Below are 24173 nucleotides of genomic sequence, written 5' to 3' on the forward strand. Positions count from 1 at the left end.
GTGATTTACGCTTTTGCACACAGCGCATTTAATTCTGTCAGCACCCTTAAATACTCCTGCTTCATTGATTCAAGTAGTGTTTGGGTATCATTGAGATCATTTTGTTTTCCGGCTTGTTCCATCGTCTTGCATAATTCAGTGAGCTTGCCGCTACCAACGTTAGTGCTGAGAGATTTCAAGCCGTGCGCCAGTTTGCGGATTTGCTCGGCATCTTCATTTTCTATGCTGAGTTGTAGATTGCTGAGTGTTTGAGCGGCATTTTGTTGAAATGCTTCCGTTAGAGAAGTAATAAAAGCCAAGTCGTCAACATTATCCAATTTGAACTGCTGCGTAAAAAATTTCATATTGATTGCAGTCGTGTCTTCTATCAAGTTGCTGGCTTTTACCAGGGTTTTGATGTCCGTTTCTAGGGCGGGTTGATCGGCAATAATCAATTTTTTAGGTAACCATTTCTGTAGTGTTTTGCTTAAATCCTGACGGGTGAAAGGCTTGGTGACCCATTCATCCATGCCAGCGTCTTTACATTTGGCTTCATCCTCGTGTAATGCGTGAGCAGTTAAGGCGATAATCGGAATATGGTTGCCGGAGGCTGAATTTAACTCATTAAGACGAATTTCCTCAGTGGCTTGATATCCGTCCATAAAAGGCATTTGGCAATCCATAAATACAAGATCAAAGTGCTGTTTCTTCAATGCTTTTAGCGCTTCAAAGCCGTTATTGACTAAATGTACCTGACAGCCGAGATCTTCCAGAAACCGCTGTACGACCAATTGGTTGGCAGGATAATCCTCAGCCACTAACAGTTTGGCTTTAAAGCGATAATTAGCATTTGTTTTATAGGATTTTGGTGATGCTTTCGATTTTTTCAAATCCACCCAAAACCAGAACGTTGAACCGATACCGGGTTGGCTGTTAACGCCAATTTGCCCTTGCATCAACTGGATTAACTGCTTAGAGATGGCAAGCCCTAACCCCGTACCTCGGTAAACGCGGGTCATTGTGTTGTCGGCTTGGGAAAAAGCATCAAAAATTAGGTTGAGCTTATCTGGATTAATGCCGATTCCCGTATCTGTTACCTCGCAGTACAAGCGCACATTAGATCCTGTGAGCGGTTTACTGGATACGCTTAGAGTCACCTCGCCCTGAGCGGTAAATTTAATGGCATTGCTGAGTAAGTTCACCAAAATCTGGCTTAACCTGAGTGAATCGCCAGTCAGCACTTCCGGTAGCTCGGTGTTGATTTGTAGCCGATACGTCAAGTCTTTTGATTTTGCTTCAAGTTGTAATATTTCAAAGCTATCACGGAATAAATCATGACACACAAAGTTTTGTAAGGACAATACCAATTTTCCAGATTCTATCTTGGAGAAATCCAGAATATCGTTGATAACACAGAGCAATAGCGTTGAAGATTGCTTCATGACTTCAACAGAACGGCGTTGTTCATCTCCTAAGTCGCTATGACATAAAAAATCCGCCATGCCGAGGACGGCATTCATCGGCGTTCTGATTTCATGGCTCATATTGGCTAGAAACTGAGATTTTGCCCGGTTGGCGGCTTCGGCTTCTTCTTTTGCATCCCAAGCATCAGCAGCAGCACGTTGTAATTCAATGTTCTTATTTGATAATTCAGCCGTGCGTTCTTGCACTTGTACCGTTAGCATTTCGCGCTGCCATGCCAGTAATTCGTCCCTGTTATGAATTTCACCTAGCATTTCATTGTAAACATCGACTAATTGCCCGAATTCATCATTAGTCGTTTTAATGACACGGCTGGTGAAGGTTTTGTCACGGGCGACCGAACGCATGGCTTGCATCAAATCCAGCAAGGGATCTGAAAAAATATGCTGCAAACGGGTTGAAATATACAAAACGACCAGTAACGTAAAAAACACAATAAGGCCTGTTATCAGGAAAAAACTGCTTAAAAAGCTCTTTAATCGGCTGAGATTGTCCATTAAATGCAATATGCCAATAAGCTCATTGTCCATAAAAATGGGTCGAAATACGTGCAGATGATCTTGTTGGTCATAGACAGTCACTTCAGAATAACCGGCTTGCATAGGTTTTCGTGAAGCGTTGCCAAAGCTTTTCTTTAAGGATTCCAACAAAGATGGCTTAGGTAATTTTATGGATACATCATCCTTAACCAGTTGAATAGCTTGCAAAGTTGATGTTTTTTCATGTTCTTTTGCGGCGTTAGCGGTGATGTAAGCAGCAATTAGGTTTCCGTCGCCGTCATACAACGTAGCTGAGACAACGCTAGGTTGATTTTTCAAAGATTGCAGTGATTCATTCGCCGAATCAAGGTTTTTAAAAGCTAATGCGGCTTTACTATTCCAAGCGACGATACTGGCAAGAGACGATAGATCTTGTTCTGTTTGCTGCCTGCGACTGAAGTATTCCCTGATGGACAGTGCGCTGGTGACGAAAATTAATGCAAGAATAGCAGCAGAACCAATCGCTAATGTCAGCTTGGTACGTAATGTAGCGTGACGAAAATAAGCATTAATGCTATTGATTCCAAACATATTCGGTTTATGGAACAGGGTTGTTTTGTTGCAGCCAATAGTTCTGAAATTCTTCGACTGGCATGGGCTTTGAGAAATAAAAGCCTTGCACGGCATCGCAAGTAGTGTTTTGCAGAAAGGTGTTTTGTTGACTGGTTTCAACACCTTCCGCAATCGTACTTAAATTAAGTGCTTTGGCTAATGCCAAAATCGCACTTACTATGGCGACAGCATCGGCACTAACGGGTAATTCTTTTACAAAAGATCGGTCAATTTTTAATGAATCCAGTGGAAACCGATTGAGATAACGTAACGATGAGTAACCCGTGCCAAAATCATCTATCGCCAGCTTTACACCTAAGCTTTTCAATGCGTTGAGTTTAGCCAACATATTGTCGGTGTCAGCCATAATCATGCTTTCTGTTAATTCAAACGTCAAAAAGGCGGGATTTACCTCATATTCGTTGATGATTCCGGCGACCATAGCAACAAAGGAAGATTGATTAAATTGTAGGCTGCTCAGGTTAATGGCAATGGTCAAGTCGCCCATGCCCTGTTGTTTCCAGACTTGATATTGGCGGCAGGTCTCGCGGATTGCCCATTCGCCAAATGGATTAATCATGCCGTTTTCTTCTGCTAAGGAAATAAAATCATTGGGTGGCAAAAACCCCAGTTGTGGGCTTTCCCAACGGAGTAGTGCTTCTGCGCCAATAAGTTGACCGGTTGTTACATCGACAACCGGCTGATAATGTAAGCGCAACTCGTTTTTGGCAACGGCATGGTGCATATAGGTTTCCATTTCCAGCCGTTTTTTGGCTTTGATCGCCATCGCTTCATGGAAAAACTGGTAATTACCTTTGCCCAGTTTTTTGGCATGATACATGGCAATATCGGCGTTTTTTAGCAAGGTATCGGCATCTTCACCATCGTATGGGTACACCGCAATGCCTATGCTTACACCGATATGAATCAGCCGATCTCCCAATGCCACCGGTTCAGTAATCCAGCGTTGAATCCGCTCTGCTACGGTGGCGGCATCTTCAGGACGGGTTAATTCATTGAGCAGTATGGTAAATTCATCACCACCTAAACGGGCGACATCAACTTTGTGGTCAAAGTGGTCGAAATACCGTGAGGCTAAGTCAGAGCATCGTAAGCCTTCCGTCAAACGCTTGGATATTTCCAGTAAAAGCTGGTCACCAGCTTGATGTCCGTAGGTGTCATTAACGCCTTTAAAGCCGTCTAGGTCTAAAAACAAAACCGCAAAATTACGGTTGTTCCGTTGTGACAGCTCCAGGGTTTTCGCTAAAAACTTTAGGAAGAATACTCGGTTAGGTAGCTGGGTAACTTCATCGTAATAAGCCAGATGGCGGATTTTGTTTTCTTGTTCTTTACGTTCTGTTATGTCTTGAACGGTGCCTATCAGGCTGATTAAGTTACCTTTATGATCCTCAACAGGTTCAATGTGTTGTGAGATGAAGCGTTGTTGACTGGTTGCGGTAACAACACGACATTCAAAAGTGGTCGGTTGTTTGGTTTTAATAACATTCTGTAACTGCTCAACGACATACGCTTTATCCGCCTCAAGGATATAATCTTTGTAGCTGAGGTTATCAGGGATGAAATGCTCCTTACGAAGCCCGATCATGTCGTAAAACTCATCCGACCAATACGAGATATTGCTGTCGATTTGCCATTCCCAATAGCCTAAGTGTGCCATTTTTTTGGCTTTTGTAAGCCGCAGTTCGCTTTGTTCGAGCTTATAAATATTGCGACTGGCTTTTACCATGTACCGCAAGCGTTGGGTCAGCACCTTCCAATTGATGGGTTTTACTACAAAATCGGTCGCACCCGAGGCATACGCGTGGGCTATTTTTTCGGCATCTTCCGTTACCGTCATCATTACCACGGGGATATTTTTGCCATTCGGCAAGCTGCGTATTGCCGCGCAGGTTGCAAAGCCATCCATTTCAGGCATTTCTATGTCGATGATGACAATAGTCGGCGCATATTCCATGAAGGCATCTATACCTTCTTTGCCACCAAAACAAGAGGTTAACGTAAATTCAGTCTCAGAAAGATTACGGTGCGCCCACAAATGCAAGGTTTGGTCGTCGTCTATGAGCAATACATGGGGATGGTGGTCATCAGTGTGGATCATTAAGGCAGTTTATACTGCTCCATTGTGGAGTTAGATTGGCTTTAAAGTAATGTAATTAAGGTTAGCACAAAACAAAATCTATGCTTAAAGAGTGCAGTTAAGCCGATTGAATGCGGTTATCACATCTTGATATCGTCGTTGTATGTGATGGTCGATGACATCCGCCAGTTATGGCAGAAGAAAAAGCAATAAGATGACGCTTGAGCTTTACTGGATTAACCCTGGGTGGCGACCAGTTCCGCATTTTTCTCCCTTACCCACACTACAGAAGGGCGTGTATTAACTCTGTCAATGTAAGCTTGGATGGTTGGCGAGATCGGCACCAGCTTAAATAGTGTTACCCAGGTCAGTGCTGTACCCCACAGCACATCGGCAGCGGTAAACTTGTCGCCTAAAAGATACTCACCTTTGCCGAGTTGACCGGTCAGGGTTTTGAACATAGTGTCAAAATCACCGTACGGTGACGTTGATTGCGGTGCAGGTTTCCGATTTTGCGAACGATCCATAAGTGCTGGCTCAAAGCATGAGCCATAAAACACCATCCAGCGCAGGTAAGGCCCACGCAGGGGATCGCCAATTAGCGGCGCGAGACCAGCTTCTGGATATAAATCAGCAAGATATAAGAACACCGCCACTTGCTCGGTAATGATAGCATCACCATGTTTTATTGCTGGCACTTTCCCCATCGGATTAATCGCCAGGTATTCCGCTTTGCGTTGCTCGCCTGCTTTCATGTTGAGGACATGCAATTGGTATTTAGCACCGAGTTCTTCGAGCAGGATGAGTACGCCAGTGGAGCGGGTATTGGGCGAATGGAAGAGGGTGATTTCTTGGGTGGCGGTCATATTGGATTTTGCCGTGGAAATTGTTGAATGACTAGTGAAGAAACAGCCTTAAAAATCAAAATCTATCTCACCGAAATCGCCCAGTTGCTCCTGTAAGCGTTTTTTTTCCCAGTACAATTCGATTTTACGGCGGACGGCTACTTTGTTATTTGTCAGATCGTTTTCTGGAGGCAAAGCTAAATCGTCTTCACCGGCAGAGGCATCAAATTCTTCGATGTCGAGAGGTGCTAGTGATTCTGGGTTTTTGTCAACCGCAGATTCAGATTTTGCGGGGCTTGCGGGAGCTTGTAGTGTTTCGATTGCCATGTCCAAAGTGAATAAAAAACGAATATTGTGGGACTTTAATCAGGTCACTGTAAAGCAATATTTTGCTGTGTATACGACAGATTTGAAAGCAGAAGATGAAACCTCAAATGCGGAAGCTATCAGGTTATGTAGCAATTATTTTTGGATGTGGAAAAGCGGCGGATAGTAAGGAGTGCGTAAGTTATTATTTACGCACTCCTAATGTCAAAACTAGCCGTTAGCGTGGATAACCCTGTTGTGGGTAGTTCTGCTGAGGATACCCTTGTTGTGGATAACTTTGTTGCTGAGGATAGCCCTGCTGCTGAGGGTAGCCTTGTTGTTGCGGATAGCTTTGTTGTTGCTGTGGATACCCCTGTTGCTGTTGTTGGGGATAACTCTGCGGTTGTTGCTGTTGCTGCTGTGGGTATCCCTGCTGCTGAGGATAGCCTTGTTGTTGGGGTGCGCCTTGCTGACCACCTTGAGTTGCTCCGGCATTATTATTGGCGACAATCGCCAATTCTACACGGCGATTTTGTCCGCGATTGTTTTCGTCGGTATTTGGGAATTTAGGCATACGTTCACCCATACCTTGCTGGGCGAGGCGGCTAGAATTCACGTTATGCTGAGACAAATAACCCGCAACACTAGATGCACGTTGCTCGGATAATTTCTGATTATAGCTATCGCTACCGATGTCGTCTGTATGTCCTGTGACATTGATGGTCGAGGCAGGATATTGATTCAATACGTTCGCTACTGAATTCAGCGCATTTTGTGCGTCAGGCGTTAATTGGGCAGAATTAAAGCCAAATGTAATGCTGCTGGGCATGGTTAGGTTAAGGGTGTTTTCAGCCGTCCGTTGCACTTCAATACCCGTACCTTTCAGCGATTGTTGCATGGCTTGTTGTTGATGATCCATATACGCGCCGACCGCTGCGCCGACTGCACCACCTGCTAGCGCGCCCCAGCCAGCATTTTTAAGGTCATTACCACCAAATGCCGTGCCGGTTGCGCCGCCTAAAACAGCGCCGATACCGGCTCCTTTGGCAGTGTTGCCGATAGTGGATTGACCTGTGTAAGGATCGGTTACACAAGCCGTTAACAATACTGAACTTATGCTTATCGCTAATAATTTTTTGTTTATCATGGTGCGTTCTCTAAGTAGTAAGTAAATGAAAAATCAAAGGGTTATTTGTTTTCTTGGGGATAAACAGCCTTATCTCAAGTTTAGTGTAGCCCAAAACAAGATACTAAGCAGTGGTTACTGGTTGTCAATTTACCCCATGATTATTAACTATAGCTGAACAAGCCGCTATTTTTCAAAGCTAGAGACCTTGTGAAACTATCCGTCAAATGTTATTCCCACTCGCTTTCACACCAATTCCGTGTATTATCCAGCGCAGTTTTCATGTTGTATAAGGCGATACGTTTTAATAATGAATATTCAGGCTTTAAAAGACAGCGTTCCTAGTTCACCTGCGTTTGTGGTGGATGAAGCTGAGGTGCTTAAGGCTTTGAAGGCATTGGCAATGCTTCGGGAACGTAGTGGTTGTAAGGTATTGTATTCCATAAAATCTTTACCTTTATCAGCGGTTATGAAACTGGCAAAACCTTATATCGATGGTTTTTCGGTGAGTTCATTGTTTGAAGCCCTACTGGCTGATGAAATCCTGGCAGGGCAGGGCAGCATTCATCTTACGACACCGGGAATCAGGTCAGATGAAATGGCTGAATTGACTTCACTTTGCACACACATCAGTGCAAATTCCCTTAGCCAATTCCGGCGATTAGCAAGCGTTGACCCAAAGCAAGCATCAATTGGTCTTAGGATTAATCCGAAACTCTCATTTACGGAGGATGATCGTTACGACCCTTGTAGGCAATATTCAAAATTGGGCGCAGATATTAGTGAGGTTCTAAACTCTGATATTGTAAATAAAATTAAAGGCTTGCATTTTCATACTGTTTTTTCTGCGCCGGATTATGCGCCACTGCTGCAAACTATGGATAAGCTACGACAGCTAATGGGTAATCAGTTAGCTAACCTTGATTGGCTGAATCTGGGCGGCGGCTATTTGTTCGATCAAATTGCTGATAACAGCGGCTTTATCGAGCAGGCGACCCAGTTAAAACAGAAATTTGATGTAGATGTCATTATCGAACCCGGCAATGCCATTGTAGGTAAGGCGGGTTATTTACTGGCTACTGTACTTGATTGCTTTAACAGCGATGGTAAAGCAATTGCAATATTAGATACCTCCGTCAATCACAATCCCCAAGTATTTGAATATCAACGCCAACCGGAATTAGCCGAACATGATCCAGAGGGAACATATCCGGTTATATTGGCAGGCAGTACGTGCCTGGCAGGTGATATTTTTGGAGAATACCGCTTTAATCAACCAGTGTTAATAGGTGATAAGCTTGTTTTTAAAAACCTTGGTGCTTACAGCTTGGTTAAAGCCAATCAGTTTAATGGGTATAATCTGCCTGATATTTATATGACCAATGGCGAACAGATAAGGCTTATAAAACAGCATACTTATCAAGATTATCGGCAGCAATGGGTGAGTGATGTTTAGCGTAATCTTCCTAATGTTAAATTCAACACAGCAGACAGGCAACACACCATGAAAGCAATCGTCATGACAGCGACAGGCAGTCCCGATGTCCTCCAATATCAGGATATTCCTGAACCCCAAATAACAAAACCCACGCACATCAAGGTTAAGCTCGCTGCGGCTGGGATTAATCCTGTTGACACCAAAATCAGGCGGAATGGCATTTTTTACGACCTGCCTTTACCTACGGTGTTGGGTTGTGATGGTGCTGGAATAGTGGTTGAGACCGGATTATTGGCAAGCAAGTTTAAACTGGGCGATAAAGTCTGGTTTTGTCATGGCGGTTTGGGTCGGGAGCAGGGCAATTATGCCGAATATAACGTGCTTGATGAACGTTGGGTCAGCTTGATGCCTAACAACCTGTCGTTCGCAGAAGCCGCTGCCTTGCCTTTGGTGTTGATTACTGCATGGGGCGGCCTTTATGATCGCGGTGGTTTGCAACAAGGGCAGACCGTGCTTATTCACGCAGGTGCTGGCGGGGTCGGTCATGTCGCTATCCAGTTGGCAAAACTCAAGGGAGCCAGGGTTATAACAACCGTAAGCAGCGAAGAAAAAGCCGATTTTGTCAGGGTGTTAGGTGCTGATGAGGTGGTCGTATATTCGCGTGATGACGTTGTAAGCAAGGTGTTAAGCCTGACGGAAGGCAGGGGTACAGATTTGGTTTTTGATACAGTTGGGTCATCGGTATTTAAAGAAAGTATCAACGCAACGGCACATTTCGGACGAATAATCACTTTATTGGCGGTGGAAAATGTAGATTTAACCGAAGCCAGAATACGTAACTTGATGATCGGTTTTGAACTCATGTTAACGCCGATGCTCAGAGACCTGGATGAAGCCAGAGACAAACACGTCAAAATACTGGAACAATGTGCGCTTTGGATAGACGATGGCCTGCTAAAACCGCATATAGGTCAAGAATTTCCCTTGCAACAAGCAGCTAAAGCACATCGTTTGATTGAAGCAGGACATACGACCGGAAAAATAGTTTTATCTCTAGCTGAATCTTAAGTAACCATAAACCCTAGATAACTTATCATAACCGCCAAAACAAAATGCTATTTTAAACGTGTTCATTCTGTATTCACCTGAAATGGGTAAGCTACAGATCAGCTCAATCAGCAAGTTTGAATTCAGTATAATAAGGCAATACAGCACCCAATCATCAAGATATTGAAAGCGACAATCGGGAACTATGGCAGAAAAAACACCACAACGTAATACCAGATATGTTGCCAAAAAAAAGCCGAGCAAACCCAAGTCACACTGGTTTAGGAATGTTGTGTTGCGGGTTTTTGTTGCGGGTGCATTTTTGCTATTCTGCTTTCTAGGCTATCTCGATTCTAACGTAAGGGAACAATTTGAAGGCAAACGCTGGGCTATTCCTGCCCGTGTTTTTGCCAGTCCGCTTGAGCTATACGCAGGGCAAAACCTGACTCTTGAAAAGTTTGAGGAGTTATTGCAACGCCTAAATTACCATCAAGACAAGCAATTAAAAGCGGAAGGTTCTTATGCTAAAAAAGACCTGCAAATAGTCTTAAAAACCCGTGCGTTTGACTTCTGGGATTCCCGCGAACCCAGCAGGATGTTAACTGTTAAGTTTAGCGAATCCGCCATCGCCAATGTAATGGATTTAGCTGAAGCAAAAGAAATGCCTATCGTACGCATGGATCCTGTGCAAATTGGCAGTTTCTACCCCGCTATCAAAGAAGATCGCATATTAATCAAGCTGGATGAAACCCCAGATATTCTCATCAAAGGCTTGCTGGCTTCAGAAGATCGAAATTTCTACAATCACATCGGCATTTCTTTTCGCGGCATAGCCAGAGCTATCATGGCTGATATTAAAGCGCATGGCCTAGTGCAAGGTGGCAGTACCATTACTCAGCAATTGGCAAAAAACTTCTATCTGACTTCTGAACGCAAGCTCTGGCGTAAGATCCAAGAAGTGTTTATGGCGCTAATTTTAGAATTTCGTTTCAGCAAACATGAAATTCTGGAAGCTTACTTGAATGAAATTTACCTGGGGCAAGATGGAGGCAGTGCGGTACACGGTTTTGGACTGGCGAGTGAATTCTATTTTGGCACAGCCCTAAGAGATCTCAGTTTGGATCAAGTCGCAACCCTAGTGGCATTAGTTAGAGGCCCTTCCCAGTATGATCCAAGACGATATCCGCAACGTGCAGTCGAGCGGCGTAATCTGGTGCTAGATGAGATGGCGAGTCAAGATTATATCACCGTAGCGCAAGCAACTCAGGCAAAGCAGAAATCGCTCGTGATTTTGCCGCGTTCACATACGGCAAAAAATCGCTATCCAGGGTTTCTTGATTTAATCAAACGTCAGCTAAAACAGGAATATCAAGAAAAAGACCTCACTTCTGATGGTCTGCGGATTTTCACTACGCTAGATACCCAAATTCAGGACACACTTGAACAGACAATCAGTAAAAAATTAAATCAGTTAGAGAAATCGTCTCGTGCTAAAGCGCTTGAAACGGCGGTGGTGGTGACCCGTAGGGACAGCGGCGAAATTGCCGCCTTAGCCAGTGCACGCGAAGAGCAAGCATCCGGTTTCAATCGCGCCCTGGATGCGTTACGCCCGATAGGATCGCTGATAAAGCCAGCAGTGTATTTGACAGCCCTGCAATACCCAGACAAATATACGATCACAACGCGTGTTAGTGATAGTGATATTACTGTTAATTTACCCAATGGTACGAGTTGGAGTCCTAAAAATTACGATCATAGAGAGCACGGCAATGTCTCGTTACTCACGGCTTTAACCAAATCCTATAATTTGGCAACGGTAAGGGTGGGGCTGGATATTGGAGTTGCCAGAACGGCAAAAACGTTAAAAGAAATGGGTATCACCCGCGAACTTGAACTATTTCCCTCATTATTACTGGGTGCATCATCACTAACGCCTATTGAAGTCACGCAAATGTACCAAACCTTGGCTGGCGATGGCTTTTTAACACCACTTCGCGGCATTCGGGCAGTGGTCGCCGAAGGTGGCAAACAACTGCAAAGTTATCCTTTTATCGTTCGGCAAGCGGTCGATCCCTCTGCGACTTATATCATAAACACCATGATGCAAGAGGTTATGCACCAAGGTACAGGGCATTCGGCTTATGACGAATTTCCCAAAGATTATGGCTTAATTGGCAAAACTGGCACGACCAACGATGCTAAAGATAGCTGGTTTGCTGGTTATACGGGGGATTATTTATCGGTCGTCTGGTTGGGGCGGGATGATAACAAACCCATTGGGTTGACAGGTTCAACCGGTGCGTTGCAAGTTTGGATTGCGTTGATGAAACAAATTTCAAAACAGCCAGTTACACTCATTCCTCCTGATAATATAACGACTGCCTGGGTGGATTCCGGTAACGGTTTGTTGGCGAACAAAGCCTGTCGAGGTGCAAAAGAATACCCTTATTTTCCAGGATCAGCACCGACAGCCTATTCAACTTGTGGACAGACCATTATAGAGCAGGATAAATCCTGGTTTGATGATTTATTTACCGAATAACCTTTAACAGTCGAGAAAACTATGAAAAAAATTAATGTATTAACCATGATTGGGCTGTGTTTACTGGTAATGACGGGTTTTTGTGAGGCGAAATCTCAGGCAAAAAGCCTAGAAAAAACTGAGCCAGTTACACAATTAAAGATATTTTTGAAAATTTCAAAATCGCTTTCCGCCGACTTTAAGCAGGTATTGATTAATGAAGCCGGCAATCCAACCCAGACCAGTTATGGCGAGTTTTACTTACAAAGACCAGGCAAGTTTCGTTGGGATTACAAAAAACCTTTTCTGCAAGAAATCGTGTCTAATGCTGGCAAGGTCTGGTTTTACGATACTGATCTTGAACAAGTTACCGTAAAAAAAGTCGATGAATCGTTAGGTTCGACCCCGGCATTATTGTTAAGCGGCGATGTCTCTTTGGATGACAATTACACCATGGAAGGGCAGGGGGTTGATGGTGATATGCAATGGGTTAAGCTATTGCCCAAAAGCCAGGATAGCAGCTTTAAATACGTGTTAATTGGGTTGTCGAAAGGCACATTGGCGGGTATGGAATTAAGCGATAACTTCGGTCAGCTAACACGCATTTATTTTTCCAATGTCATCGTCAATGCACCGCTCAAACAGACTTTATTTGAATTTAAGCCACCTAAAGGGGCGGATGTTTTTAATGATAACTAATCGACAGAGATAGATTTAGCTAGATTTCAATGTATTAGTTTGGTAGCTATGAATGATGACTTAACAAAACCCCTAGCCGACCGAATGCGTCCAAAACAATTGGATGAATATATCGGGCAACACCATATTTTAAAGCCAGGTAAGCCGCTGTACGAGGCCATCAAATCAGGTCATCTACATTCTATGGTTTTTTGGGGGCCACCGGGTACAGGAAAAACCACCTTGGCACGGCTCATCGCCCAACATTCCGATGCAGAATTTATCCCCATTTCTGCCGTGCTTGCAGGCGTTAAAGACATCCGAGATGCAGTCGTCCTTGCCAAACAAATCCAAAAAGAGCAGCACAGACCAACCGTGTTGTTTGTGGATGAAGTGCATCGGTTTAACAAATCTCAACAAGATGCTTTCCTGCCGCATGTGGAAGACGGTACGTTTTATTTTGTCGGCGCGACCACAGAAAACCCCTCGTTTGCGCTAAACAACGCCTTGTTGTCACGCGCCCGTGTTTATGTGCTTAATGCACTGACTAGCGACGATCTATTGGTCGTTTTGGAGCAAGCTCTCAGTGATAAAGCCAGAGGGCTGGGTGCTTTGGAAATAACAATTGCCGATCCCATCAAACAGCAATTTGCACTAGCCGCAGATGGCGATGCCAGGCGATTGCTGAATCTTCTGGAAATTGCTGCTGAACTGGCTTTAGCGCACGGCGAACGTGAGATAACTGAAACCTGTGCTACCGAAGTGCTTTCGGGCGGAATCAGGCGTTTTGATAACCAAGGTGAAGAATTTTATAATCAGATTTCCGCCTTACATAAGTCCGTGCGTGGCAGTTCACCGGACGCTGCGCTCTATTGGCTGTGTCGGATGATGGATGGCGGTTGTGACTTGTCCTATTTAGCCAGAAGAATTGTCAGGATGGCATCCGAAGATATAGGCAATGCCGATCCACGAGCCTTACAGATAGCCATCAATGCCTGGGAAGCGCAAGAACGTCTTGGAAGTCCCGAAGGCGAACTGAGTTTGGCCCAAGCCATCGTCTACTTGGCTTGTGCGCCTAAAAGCAATGCCGTATATATAGCTTACAATGCCGCTATGGGCGCAGCCAAACAACACGGCAGCTTACCCGTACCAGTACACTTAAGGAATGCACCCACAAAACTCATGAAATCGCTGGATTACGGTAAAGAATACCGATATGCCCATCATGAGTCTGAAGCCTATGCAGCAGGGGAGAATTATTTTCCCGATGAATTAATCGGAAGCCATTATTACGAGCCGGTGAACCGAGGGCTGGAAATCAAAATAAGTGAGAAATTACAGCATCTTAAGGATCTGGACAAAAAATACCGGAAGTAATGGCTTGGCTTTTAATTGTGTTAGGTGTTCAAAATGCCACTTTCGTTTGTTATTCAGCTAAAGCTGTGAGCGATGGAATTTTTCCAATTCAAGAATAGCCATTTTTTGATATGAAGCATTATTGAGCTTGACCCACAAATTCATCACAAAATAACCGCAAGGCAATTTAGGTCCTTGCTCGGAATAAGCGATTTCATGGAACTGTTTACTTTCGTCTTCATGATGCCCGATATGGTTAGACAAGCCGATTAAGGCGCAACGGCTGACCCAAGACGGCGTTACCCAGCCATACGTAAGGCCGAATTGCCCGTCCTCTAGTCCCCAATGTTGAAAGTAATTGACGGCTTCCAAGATACGGACGGCAGCGATAGCTTGGTACAGAAACATGAAAGCCGCCAGCCAGCCAAAATACATCACAACAAACATCAGCAAGGCAAACTCAATGAGCAAACCGTGTAGGACTTGGTTTTGTAGGATTGTCTGAATAAATCCTGGTCTTTTAGTTTCCAGTGCCAATCGTTCTTGTTCTGATCGCCACGCATAACGTAAATAGCCCACATAAACCCGTCGCCAATAAGCTTTAAAGTTTTCGCTCAGTTTTGCGGTGGCGATGTCTTCTGGCAAGCCTAAATTAAGGTGATGACCGCGTTTGTGGGCGATTACAAAATGTTCATAACATACAGTACACAACAATAATCGACCGAGTAATTGCAGTGCAATTTGTGGACGGTGGATGAGTTCGTGAGCGACTACAATTCCCGATGTGCCTGAGCTTGTGCCAACCAAAAAGCGGACGGCAACCAGATTAACCAAGCTGACGGCGATGTCGTCAGTGGATTCCCAACGCAATTGGCTGACATAAGTCAGCATAAACAGGATGTTTGCCAATTGTAACAATGTCAGCGTATACAAAATGCTGTCGTAGAATTTTTGTGGGTATTTCGGCATACCTTCAGGCTTAAAAGCTGGGCTGCGCCAATCTGCCAATAGCACCAACCAGAACGGGATGGTCCACGCAATAGCACCGACGATACCGTGCAAACCAGTCACCAAAAACAAGCAAGTACACACTGGTAGGATAAAGCAGAGCAAATGGTTAAATGCTTTCAACATTACAGGATCACAATAATGATAGAAAGAGAGTTTATCAACATAAATAGTGCCTTCTAGTTTTGGTTATTAGCACTTGGACGCTTCAGCAAATACTGCCCGATAAGTGAAAATTTAAAGCGTTTGCTGGCGGTTTGTAAGGAACAATAGCCCGTATAAATGCGCCGCCAATGGGTTTGCATGATTTCCTCGCCGTAACAAGCGGTGACTTCATCAAGGTAGGTTTGTATTGCCTTAATAGCCAATGCCGAATGCCCTGATGACAGGTTATCTATGGATGTGTGGACATCAACGATGGCGGAGTTAATGCCCCAAAACTTAAGTTCTTCCGATAAACGCAAATAAACCTTGCCCAGACCGCTGATTTCTATCGCCATATTCAAGCCCAACAATTCCGGCAGGAACGCGCTGGGGAATTTGGAAATAGCCATCAGGTACACCGGAATATCAAACGCGCTATTGATAAAACCGGTATGGTTAACGAAGTCCTTGGTATAAATTGGCGGCAGTTTGATGTCTAAACTGGCTAGTAGTTCCTGGTAAATATGGGGATGATTTTGTACTAGGATGCCATTGCCGATTTCATCTTGGTAAATCTTGTGTAACAACTCGCCAATCACATGACTGGGATAGTAATCGAGTTGCTGGATGCCCTGTAGCCAACTGCCGTCGGTTAATATTGTCGGTGCAAACTGCTCGATACCCCACACGTAAGCATTTTTGGATAGTTTAGGATTTTTACTTAATGGTTTATAAATAGCGACTTCGTGTTGGTAGATCGACTTGATGTAATCCTCAAAAGCTTGGTGCGAGTAGAGGTGGAAAGGTAAACGATTGAAAACTTTCGCCCAAACCAAAACACGTTTTACCTTGAGTTTCGCAGTCGGTAAGACTTCTGGGTACAAGTCATTGTTGACCATATAGAAGTACAGCTCGCGGTTGCTGAGTTTGGCATAATTTTCTTGTGCTGTGTCGCTGTGTTCTACCTGACTGTCCGTTGTGGACTGTTTGGGTGCGGTATCACTGGAAATGCTCTTTAAGCCAACTTTGTAGTTAGCCGTTTTATGCTTTTTGCCTTGCGCCAAGCCGGGATTCAGTTCGGATAACAGCCAATCCTTGAGGACGGTTTTCCCGTTGTTATCCAGTATGCCAAACATCGGGCCATTAAATTCAAACAGTTGCAGCAACTTGCTGTGTTCAGGTTTTGCACGGTCTACATAGGGCGAATGCAACAAACTGGCGAGAAAATTTGCGCTTTTAAATGGCGTTTCCTTAAACCATTCATCCAGCGTCCTGCTACCTAGCCGGATTTTTCCGTGATGCCCGATGGCATTCGGCATTAGCTTTGCCAGCAATTTTTCCACGGCTTGCCTGGGTGATAACTCAGTATGCAACAGCGTTGTAATCCGGTGGTCACAAACTGCCATTTGTTGTTGATGCAGCCAGAATCCGGTTTGTATGCGTTGCCACAAATCGTCGGCTTGTTGGTTAAATTCGCTAAGATAGGTTTTGATAATAGCCGTAATATGCGACAGTTCCTGTTTGCGCTTATCACTTCGGGAGGTGATAAAATTGGGCAGTATGGTTTCGTTAGCATCAGAAAAAAACTGCTCAGGCAAACTTAAAGTTTGGCAATAAGACAAGCTAAAGCCCAGGATTTCGGGGAGAAACACACGAGGAAACTGTGCTAACGCCAGTTGAATAGCGGCAAAATCGAAAATTTCATCGCCAACATCAGCTTGCTTTGTGAAAGCCAAAGTATGCAAGGAAGGTAAATCAATACCATCAGCCAGCAAATGGGCATGGTAAATCTCCCTGCTGGCGGCGATACCCTGTTTGTCTTCCGTTAATCGTAAGGTCACTGACATCAAGTCAACAACCAAAGGCGTTTGGCTGGTAACTGTTTGAGTAATGCTCGCCAACCAACCCAGTTCAGTAAAATAAATCGGCGCATATTGCACCAGAAAGTCATTCAAGGCAGTAGTTGGCAACGGGTAGGGATGTTCTGACGAGGTACGTTTAAGTAAGGCAGCTAAACTGGCTGGACTGTATTTTGCGCTGAAATATGCGGCATATTCTTGATGAGCTTCTTGAAAATTACTCTTCAAAAAGTGGTATGCATTTGGCAAAACTGCATAATGTTCGCTGATATGGATCAACGCATAAAACAAGTCACGACTATTGCCTGGATAATCTCGCGCTGCCGCCGTCACAGCCGATGTTGAAAAAACCGGTTTTAAGGTTGATTCCAAAGCAAGATTAAACGCATTCTGATACATGGATTATTGGGGTTTGGAGATTAAATAGTTATTGACCACCAGCACATCCAAGCCAGTCGTCATAAACATGGCAATAGCATCTTCCAGGCTATGTACTAGGGGTTTGCCCATTATATTAAAGCTGGTGTTGAGCAGTACTGGGACTTCGGTGAGTTGGTGAAACTGTAGGATTAATTCGTAAAAACGTGGATTCCATCCCCTTTTGACCGTTTGCAGCCGCCCAGTTCCATCAACATGACACACGGCGGCGATTTTGCTTTGCATGGCTTTACGGATTTTCAGCGTTTTGTCCATATAAGGTGATTCCTGGTAATCCTCGAAGTATTCATCAGCGTATTCATGCAGGATAGAAGGTGCAAACGGGCGGAACATTTCCCGAAACTTAACCTTTTCGTTGATTAAATCCTGCATCTTTACATCTCGTGGATCGGCGAGTATGGAACGGTTGCCCAACGCCCGTGGGCCATATTCGGCGCGACCTTGCACCCAGCCGACCAGCTTGCCATCTGCCAGTAATTGTGCGGTTTCTGCGGTGATGCTGTCCGGCAAGTGCCGGATGTTGAGCGAGTGGTTGAAGCTTATCAGGCGTTCGATAGCGTCATCTTTGATTGTCGATCCTGTGTAAGGTAATAGCTGTTTTGGTGGGTTAAGCACTTGGGGAGAGCTTCCATGATAAGCCAACCAGGCCGCACCCAAAGCACAGCCGTCATCCGCAGGGGCAGGGGGGATGTACACCTGTTTGAATCCGGTGCGTTGGGTGATCGTCCCGTTAAACGACGAATTCAAGGAACAACCACCCGCCAAAGTCAGCTTTTCGCATTGGGTGACTTCATTAAGATGATTCAGCAATTTGGTGCCCAAATCAGCAAAGAAAACCTGTCCGGTATAAGCCACTTCAGCTAATTCTTCCAAGGTGCTATCAGGACGCTGTTTAAACTTTTTCAGTTTGGCAATGTTTTCGAACAGTTTTGCAGTGGGATGGGCGCAGTTAAAGCCGTTTACCTCAATAATGCCACTTAATAAATCATAAAGTTCTTGGTTGAGCTTACCGTAAGAAGCCAAACCCATGACCTTCCATTCCTCACCCTTAAGCCAGTCAAACCCGCATAACTCAGTGATTTTCATGTAATACAGACCTAAGCTAGCTTTGCTTAGGCCTTTGGCTTCATGGATTTGTTCGAGCTTTTGGTTGCGATAACGATAAAAAGCCATCGAGCCATGTTCGCCGTAAGAATCAATGACGGCGCAAGCGGCTTCTTCGAATGGACTGCCATAACAAGCGATTGCTGCATGGGTTAGGTGGTGGTCGTAATCCTTAAATTCGATTTCGCAATGGGGATGATACTCTTGGATAATCCGCACTAAATTCAGCCCGGCACGGCCTATGCTGCTACGCTGGCAGGCCATCATGTGGTGCAATTGACTGTTTGTAAGCGGCGAATGCAGTTTTTTGATGCCCGTTTTCAATAAGCCAGAAGCGGACAAAAAGCCTAATTTCTTGATGACATTCTCGTAAATGGGACGTTTTTTCCGCCAATTGCTGGCGATGACGATCTTTTTGAGACGAGGACAATACTGCGCCAGCAGTTCAGGGATGCGAAACAATTGGTCAGGTTCGCAATTGAGTGCCCGTTTATTTTGCAAAAACCGTTCTGTCGCTTCGGCAAACAACACCTCGCCGTCTTCGCTAACAATAGCCAAAGCGGAATCGTGGTAAGTGACCGATAGCCCTATAAAGTAGGTTGACATGCCATTTTTGCTTCGCTCGTGTGATTATTTAACCCGAAGTATAGGGTTTTTATTGAGCTCTGACCTAATAATTCTTTAATAGGTATTGCCTATAAATGGATAAATATAGAATCTGCTCATTCTTAGAGACACTTGGTTAGGAGGGTAATCTCATAAACAATTAAACCAAAAAATGAAATGTAAATAGAATCACTTGTTATCCCGTTGCATCAGTATTCGTACCTTAAAGAGAGATAAAGTCAAAAAAACCACGCAGTTTCTTTTATTTCTGTATTGAAAGAAATAAAAGAAACTGTATAATTTAGCCATGATCTTAAATCCTGTCGCACAACGATTCGTACTCCACTGGGGAGAAATGGGTTCAAAATGGGGCGTTAACCGCACGGTTGCCCAAATCCATGCCTTGCTCTACTTTGTAGGAAAACCCATGCCAGCGGATGAGATTACGGAAACCTTAGGCGTGGCGCGTTCCAACGTCAGCAACAGCTTGAAAGAATTGCAGAATTGGAATTTGATCCAGGTCGTGCATATCATGGGTGACAGGCGTGATCATTTCACGACTTCAAGCGATGTCTGGCAATTGTTTAAAATCGTGGTAAAAGAACGCAAAGAACGCGAATTTGATCCCACGATTTCAGTGTTGCGGGACTGCCTAGAAAGCCCTGATTTGGACAAGGAAGACAAAGAAGCCCAGGCACGCATCAAGGAAGCCTTGGGGTTTATGGAAAATTTGTCGCAATGGGGCGATCAAATGTTGAAGCTTGACCCAAGTTGTTTAATGAAACTGATGAAATTAGGCGGCAAAATTAAGGATTTTTTAAACCTATTGAAATAACGGTCTTTTTGCTTATTAATTTCTGTTATGACTGAAACAACTGACAATACTGGAGAATAAATGAACACAACTTACCCACTGACCATTTATTACGATGCCTCATGCCGTTTGTGCAACAGCGAAATGCAGAACATCAAACTGCATGATACCAATAAGCAATTGACTTTTATTGATTGCTCTGATGACGGATTTGATGATAGCCCATTTCAAGCAGAAGGCATCACCAAAACACTGATGATGAATCGGCTTCATGCTCAGGATACCAGTGGCAAATGGTTGGTCGGTGTGGCAGCATTTGAAGTAATTTACCAAACGGTGGGCATGGCATCGATTGCAAAATTGTGGGGCGGCAGGCTCACCAAACCTTTGGCTGAAAAACTTTATCCTTGGGTGGTTAAGCACCGTTACACGTTGTCAAAGATTGGCTTGCCAGAGATGTTTGGGCTTTGGAGCAAATATGCGGCACGGAAGGCGGACAAACGCAGTCAGTTATGTAGTGAAGGACGTTGTTCGATTGGTGATTAGAATCAAATAGCAGCACTCTCCCTCAGGGAGAAGGGGATAGTGACCTCGGTAATTACGGAGAAAATCATGAAAATCTTAATCTGCGGCGCAACCGGTTTTGTTGGCCGCCATTTAACAGCAACCTTACGGGCGGCAGGCCACACGGTTATACGTGGCGTTCGCAAATATTCCCAACCTGATGATATTGAAGTAGACTTTTGCAAAGACACCACCAAGGAAGCTTGGCTACCAAAGTTGGATGGAATTGATGTCGTAATTAATGCAGTGGGTGTATTGCGCGACAGTACCAAACAACCCATGAAACTGTTGCATGAACAAACCCCCATCGCCTTATTTTCGGCTTGCCAAGAAGCTGGGGTTAAACGCATCGTGCAAGTCTCCGCATTAGGTGTGGATAAGGGCATTGAAACGCCTTATTTCCAAACCCGCCGTGCGCCGGAAGCCTTCCTTAACGCATTACCCGACGAGATAAGGTGGTTAATCTTGCGACCTTCCGTGATCTACGGCGAAGACGGCGCAAGTGCAAAAATGTTTAGGTTTCAGGCAGGATTACCCTTACATACCTTACCTGCTGGCGGCAAACAACGCCTGCAACCCGTCCATATCGACGATATTTGTGATGCCGTCAATCGTTGGCTTGTCAATCCCGATGCCCAAAACCAAACCGTAAGCTGCGTTGGTCTGGAAGCCACCGATATGCGCGGCATGTTAGACAGCTATCGGCAACAATTGCATCATTCCAAAGCCTTGCATATCAGCATTCCTGCATTCTTTGTCGGTGTTTCTGCACGTATTGGCGATTTCATTCCTGCCAGCCCTTTGTGTAGTGATACTTTGACCATGCTGAATGCCGGAAATACGGGTGATGTAACAGTTTTTACAGAATTACTTGGGCGATCACCCAGAAGCTATCGGACGTTTGTTAATGGCGAGAAAGCCAATATAAATCGCTGAATGTAACCCAGCACTGCTGTCAAAACAAAGTGCTAGGCATCACCCTTCAGCAGCAGGTTACCGTATTCTTCTGGCGTGATGATACCGCCGGATGATTCTGCGATGTTTTTATCGCACTCCGGCAGGACATCCTGAACGGCATCAATCCGTTTCCATTGCGCTGAGGGTGTTACACAATCGCTTTGCGGGACATATTTTGATGTGGCTACGCGTTGATATTTGTGGATGTAACGGGGGCAGTTGACAAAGATTTCGGTAATGGCAACCCTAACCACCAATTGGGCATCATGAAATTCTGCGAATAAAGGATCGTGCTGGTCAATACTGGCAGTGCCGTGTACTCGGATACGGTGCGGGGTCTCGAAGTCGATAAATAACATCCCGATTTTGTTGTTGGTCGTAATATTGCCCATCGAGAGAAACATGCCGTTACCGTCAAAGCTGGGAAATGCCAGTGTTTTGCTGTCCAGCACTTTCACAAAGCCAGGATTGCCGCCCTTGTAAGAACAGGTGGGATAACCCCGATGATCTATCGTGGTCAGAAAGAACATGTCCCGCGTTTCAATAAAGCCTTTCCTGTCATCGGCAATATCTTCTGCAACGATTATGTCATTGACCCGATCAGCCAAGTTTTTGGTGCCAAATGATTCTTGTATCGCTCGATGTTGTGTACCGTAAATTTCAGACATAATTTTCTCCTGCACTATAACAAATGGATTACTGACGATTAACTGTCGTGCTAAACCTTGCTTTTATGACCACAGTTGCTTAACCAGCAAACGTTGCATCATTTTTCCCGCCACAATTTCTGCATCTCCAGGAACATAAAAGAAGCCGTCCAGCCGATTAACACTAAGCCAGTAAGGGCTTCCAGACCCGCCAAAAACCGGATATCGCCAGTCGGTTCTATATCGCCGAAGCCTAATGAAGTATAAGTGGTGAACGAAAAGTAGCTGCAATCCATCAGGCTGTTATTGAAATCACCTTCCAAAGAGCCGAAATACTTTGAACGTATGCTGAAGTAATAAGCAAAAGCAAATAACCAGATTTCGATAACATGGGCAAATAACGCACCAAAAACACCAAATAGAACGCGTAAGCGGTGCTTTATCTTGAGCTTAGGGATCAGCGTCGATAAAAAATTAAGTGCCTCATAATGAATCAACACGGCGATAGCAACAAGTATACTATTGATTATAAAAGGTAATATCATAATGTTTATGAATATCTTAGTGCTAATAAGCCAGTTATTAAACTGCAAAATGTTTGATGCGTTTGCTTAGGAGTACAAACCTAGGTTTGTATGGTAATTATGTTAATACAATTACGCGTCATGGGGTATGTTATACCAATCTTCCAAGCGTTCATCTAGATGCCGGAGCTGGTGCAATTGTTGGAGCTAAATCACCTCGAGATTGCGAGTGTTATCAACCCGTAACATACGGTAATGTAGAATGCGGTGAGGTACGAACCGCATCGTTCGCGGGTAGTGGGTTAAACCTGTAACTTGATTGATAGGGCGGAGTAACAAACCTAGGTTTGTTACTCCAAAATACACTCAATTCACAGACATGAAGCCGATAAGTTCATCAAAAAATACAGGTTTAACCCACTACCCGCGATTGATGCGGTTCACTGCGTTTACCACATTTACGCGTTGCCAAGGCTTAGTGAAAGCACCCGAATCCCTTACGAGCTTTTAATTCCGATTTTGCTCCAAAAACTCTACAAATCGCGGAAAAATATCCTTGTCGGCATTTTTGCCTATGATGACATCGGCATGGCCGTATTTAGGGAATACATGCAGTTGATGGCGGTCTGGTACAATTTTTTGCAAGCGTTCGTAACACACAATATTGGAATCAAGGAAAAGTTGATTGTCCTGCCCAGCAACAAATAACACGGGTGTTTCAATACTGGCTGCGTGTTCAAAATAGTTGTCGGGTAAAGATCGGTATTTTGGTTCTTTGGGATTGTATTTAACTGCCGTATTACCTGCATTTAGCATTTTCAAGACATGACGATAGTAATTGACACTTACACCACCGAACAAATCGCCCACTCTTTTATGCGTAACTTCATGTAGGTTATCGTGCTTATACAACACAGGAAAGCCGTAGCCCCACATGAAACTTAGCATGTGGCATTCGGGTGAATCGCACTCTTGATGGATTGCGGAGATGACTCTAGCCAGTACCTTGCCAGCACCGAAACCGGATTCACGTCGCCAGTAAGGATTAAGGTACTCAAGCCCTAACACGTAATCGGTCAAAAATGGCCCTAACAATAACTTTACTTTGGCAGGGTAGGGGACGCACGGTGTCAAGCCTACACCATTGGCAATCACGGAGCGCACTCCAGTAGTGGTTTTGCCAAATAAGCTCATCACAAATGATAATGCGCCAAAGCAATGGCTGATAACGTGGATACGCGCATCCGACCCAACGGCTTTGCGGACGGTTTCAATGGCTGCTGGATGGTCGTATAAGGCCAGGTCATCCACGTTGTAATTATTGCGCTGGAGATTGTAATAATAGCGGTTGCTGATGCGCCCATCCATAGTCCACACGTCAGTAAAGCCATGATCCAGCAGATAACTGACGAGATTGTAGTTTTCCGGCATGATGAACATGTCGCTGGCAGCCGTTAAACCAGGAATCAACACGACGACATCCTTGCAAGGTTTACGTTTAAACCGCAATAAACTCAAGCCTAAACGGTCGGTTGTCGTAA

19 protein-coding genes are annotated in these 24173 nt (G+C 44.6%); 8 read left to right on the forward strand and 11 right to left on the reverse strand.

Annotation, left to right across the window (positions count from 1 at the left end):
* Positions 1-5: 5 nt before the first annotated feature.
* The 5 genes from AC1YY3_RS06815 to AC1YY3_RS06835 all read right to left on the reverse strand — a co-directional run bounded on the left by AC1YY3_RS06815 (position 6) and on the right by AC1YY3_RS06835 (position 6945).
* On the reverse strand, positions 6-2531 hold the full coding sequence (locus AC1YY3_RS06815; RefSeq protein WP_481824102.1) for an ATP-binding protein: 2526 nt from the start codon (positions 2529-2531) through the stop codon (positions 6-8).
* A gap of 7 nt (positions 2532-2538) precedes the next feature.
* Positions 2539-4671 (reverse strand): EAL domain-containing protein, encoded by a 2133-nt coding sequence (locus AC1YY3_RS06820; protein WP_481824103.1) that lies wholly within the window; start codon positions 4669-4671, stop codon positions 2539-2541.
* 215 nt (positions 4672-4886) lie between these two features.
* Positions 4887-5516, reverse strand: coding sequence for a glutathione S-transferase family protein (locus AC1YY3_RS06825; protein ID WP_481824104.1), 630 nt, complete (start codon positions 5514-5516; stop codon positions 4887-4889).
* A gap of 48 nt (positions 5517-5564) precedes the next feature.
* Positions 5565-5822, reverse strand: coding sequence for a PA3496 family putative envelope integrity protein (locus tag AC1YY3_RS06830; RefSeq protein WP_481824105.1), 258 nt, complete (start codon positions 5820-5822; stop codon positions 5565-5567).
* A gap of 217 nt (positions 5823-6039) precedes the next feature.
* The gene (locus AC1YY3_RS06835; RefSeq protein ID WP_481824128.1) at positions 6040-6945 is read right to left on the reverse strand and encodes a YiaD family glycine zipper/OmpA-like lipoprotein; all 906 of its coding nucleotides are present in this window, start codon (positions 6943-6945) and stop codon (positions 6040-6042) included.
* Between the two features lie 292 nt (positions 6946-7237).
* Between AC1YY3_RS06835 and AC1YY3_RS06840 the strand changes: the two genes are divergently transcribed.
* From AC1YY3_RS06840 to AC1YY3_RS06860, 5 genes are all read left to right on the forward strand, one after another.
* Positions 7238-8383, forward strand: coding sequence for a type III PLP-dependent enzyme domain-containing protein (locus AC1YY3_RS06840; protein ID WP_481824106.1), 1146 nt, complete (start codon positions 7238-7240; stop codon positions 8381-8383).
* A 48-nt stretch (positions 8384-8431) separates the two neighbouring features.
* Positions 8432-9433, forward strand: coding sequence for a zinc-dependent alcohol dehydrogenase family protein (locus AC1YY3_RS06845; protein WP_481824107.1), 1002 nt, complete (start codon positions 8432-8434; stop codon positions 9431-9433).
* Positions 9434-9617: 184 nt separating this feature from the next.
* The gene (gene mrcB / locus AC1YY3_RS06850; RefSeq protein WP_482194380.1) at positions 9618-11954 is read left to right on the forward strand and encodes a penicillin-binding protein 1B; all 2337 of its coding nucleotides are present in this window, start codon (positions 9618-9620) and stop codon (positions 11952-11954) included.
* A 21-nt stretch (positions 11955-11975) separates the two neighbouring features.
* Positions 11976-12632: an outer membrane lipoprotein periplasmic chaperone LolA gene (gene lolA / locus AC1YY3_RS06855; protein ID WP_481824109.1), complete on the forward strand. Its 657-nt coding sequence runs from the start codon at positions 11976-11978 to the stop codon at positions 12630-12632.
* 48 nt (positions 12633-12680) lie between these two features.
* Positions 12681-13988 (forward strand): replication-associated recombination protein A, encoded by a 1308-nt coding sequence (locus AC1YY3_RS06860; protein WP_481824110.1) that lies wholly within the window; start codon positions 12681-12683, stop codon positions 13986-13988.
* A 57-nt stretch (positions 13989-14045) separates the two neighbouring features.
* Here the strand turns inward: AC1YY3_RS06860 and AC1YY3_RS06865 are convergent, their stop codons facing one another.
* From AC1YY3_RS06865 to AC1YY3_RS06875, 3 genes are read right to left on the reverse strand one after another with little or no spacing between them, the layout of a single operon-like run.
* Positions 14046-15101, reverse strand: coding sequence for a fatty acid desaturase (locus AC1YY3_RS06865; RefSeq protein ID WP_481824111.1), 1056 nt, complete (start codon positions 15099-15101; stop codon positions 14046-14048).
* Positions 15102-15154: 53 nt separating this feature from the next.
* A complete protein-coding gene (locus AC1YY3_RS06870; RefSeq protein WP_481824112.1) occupies positions 15155-17377 on the reverse strand; it encodes an iron-containing redox enzyme family protein in 2223 nt (740 codons plus the stop codon).
* Between the two features lie 3 nt (positions 17378-17380).
* On the reverse strand, positions 17381-19126 hold the full coding sequence (locus tag AC1YY3_RS06875) for a carbamoyltransferase family protein (RefSeq protein ID WP_481824113.1): 1746 nt from the start codon (positions 19124-19126) through the stop codon (positions 17381-17383).
* Positions 19127-19433: 307 nt separating this feature from the next.
* Between AC1YY3_RS06875 and AC1YY3_RS06880 the strand changes: the two genes are divergently transcribed.
* The 3 genes from AC1YY3_RS06880 (at position 19434) to AC1YY3_RS06890 (ending at position 21440) form a co-directional block, all read left to right on the forward strand.
* Positions 19434-19961 carry a GbsR/MarR family transcriptional regulator gene (locus tag AC1YY3_RS06880; protein ID WP_481824114.1) on the forward strand — a complete coding sequence of 176 codons (528 nt, stop codon included), beginning with the start codon at positions 19434-19436 and terminating at the stop codon, positions 19959-19961.
* Between the two features lie 60 nt (positions 19962-20021).
* Positions 20022-20486 (forward strand): thiol-disulfide oxidoreductase DCC family protein, encoded by a 465-nt coding sequence (locus AC1YY3_RS06885; RefSeq protein ID WP_481824115.1) that lies wholly within the window; start codon positions 20022-20024, stop codon positions 20484-20486.
* Positions 20487-20552: 66 nt separating this feature from the next.
* Positions 20553-21440, forward strand: a complete 888-nt coding sequence (locus AC1YY3_RS06890; RefSeq protein WP_481824116.1) for an NAD-dependent epimerase/dehydratase family protein — start codon at positions 20553-20555, stop codon at positions 21438-21440.
* A 32-nt stretch (positions 21441-21472) separates the two neighbouring features.
* Here AC1YY3_RS06890 and AC1YY3_RS06895 read toward each other — a convergent pair whose 3' ends face one another.
* From AC1YY3_RS06895 to AC1YY3_RS06905, 3 genes are all read right to left on the reverse strand, one after another.
* The gene (locus tag AC1YY3_RS06895) at positions 21473-22129 is read right to left on the reverse strand and encodes a pyridoxamine 5'-phosphate oxidase family protein (protein WP_481824117.1); all 657 of its coding nucleotides are present in this window, start codon (positions 22127-22129) and stop codon (positions 21473-21475) included.
* Positions 22130-22227: 98 nt separating this feature from the next.
* Complete coding sequence (locus AC1YY3_RS06900; protein WP_481824118.1) at positions 22228-22653, reverse strand: ion channel; 426 nt, start codon at positions 22651-22653, stop codon at positions 22228-22230.
* Positions 22654-23139: 486 nt separating this feature from the next.
* A partial coding sequence (locus AC1YY3_RS06905; protein ID WP_482194381.1) for an alpha/beta hydrolase family protein occupies positions 23140-24173 on the reverse strand: 1034 nt, incomplete at its 5' end.

Source organism: Methyloglobulus sp. (genome assembly GCF_964779595.1).

Excerpts from the sequence above, each read along its gene's own strand:
- AC1YY3_RS06815 (WP_481824102.1), bottom strand. The coding sequence starts at position 2,531 with ATGTTTGGAATCAATAGCATTAATGCTTATTTTCGTCACGCTACATTA.
- AC1YY3_RS06820 (WP_481824103.1), bottom strand. The coding sequence starts at position 4,671 with ATGATCCACACTGATGACCACCATCCCCATGTATTGCTCATAGACGAC.
- AC1YY3_RS06825 (WP_481824104.1), bottom strand. The coding sequence starts at position 5,516 with ATGACCGCCACCCAAGAAATCACCCTCTTCCATTCGCCCAATACCCGC.
- AC1YY3_RS06830 (WP_481824105.1), bottom strand. The coding sequence starts at position 5,822 with ATGGCAATCGAAACACTACAAGCTCCCGCAAGCCCCGCAAAATCTGAA.
- AC1YY3_RS06840 (WP_481824106.1), top strand. The coding sequence starts at position 7,238 with ATGAATATTCAGGCTTTAAAAGACAGCGTTCCTAGTTCACCTGCGTTT.
- AC1YY3_RS06845 (WP_481824107.1), top strand. The coding sequence starts at position 8,432 with ATGAAAGCAATCGTCATGACAGCGACAGGCAGTCCCGATGTCCTCCAA.
- mrcB (WP_482194380.1), top strand. The coding sequence starts at position 9,618 with ATGGCAGAAAAAACACCACAACGTAATACCAGATATGTTGCCAAAAAA.
- lolA (WP_481824109.1), top strand. The coding sequence starts at position 11,976 with ATGAAAAAAATTAATGTATTAACCATGATTGGGCTGTGTTTACTGGTA.
- AC1YY3_RS06860 (WP_481824110.1), top strand. The coding sequence starts at position 12,681 with ATGAATGATGACTTAACAAAACCCCTAGCCGACCGAATGCGTCCAAAA.
- AC1YY3_RS06865 (WP_481824111.1), bottom strand. The coding sequence starts at position 15,101 with ATGTTGAAAGCATTTAACCATTTGCTCTGCTTTATCCTACCAGTGTGT.
- AC1YY3_RS06870 (WP_481824112.1), bottom strand. The coding sequence starts at position 17,377 with ATGTATCAGAATGCGTTTAATCTTGCTTTGGAATCAACCTTAAAACCG.
- AC1YY3_RS06875 (WP_481824113.1), bottom strand. The coding sequence starts at position 19,126 with ATGTCAACCTACTTTATAGGGCTATCGGTCACTTACCACGATTCCGCT.
- AC1YY3_RS06880 (WP_481824114.1), top strand. The coding sequence starts at position 19,434 with ATGATCTTAAATCCTGTCGCACAACGATTCGTACTCCACTGGGGAGAA.
- AC1YY3_RS06885 (WP_481824115.1), top strand. The coding sequence starts at position 20,022 with ATGAACACAACTTACCCACTGACCATTTATTACGATGCCTCATGCCGT.
- AC1YY3_RS06890 (WP_481824116.1), top strand. The coding sequence starts at position 20,553 with ATGAAAATCTTAATCTGCGGCGCAACCGGTTTTGTTGGCCGCCATTTA.
- AC1YY3_RS06895 (WP_481824117.1), bottom strand. The coding sequence starts at position 22,129 with ATGTCTGAAATTTACGGTACACAACATCGAGCGATACAAGAATCATTT.
- AC1YY3_RS06900 (WP_481824118.1), bottom strand. The coding sequence starts at position 22,653 with ATGATATTACCTTTTATAATCAATAGTATACTTGTTGCTATCGCCGTG.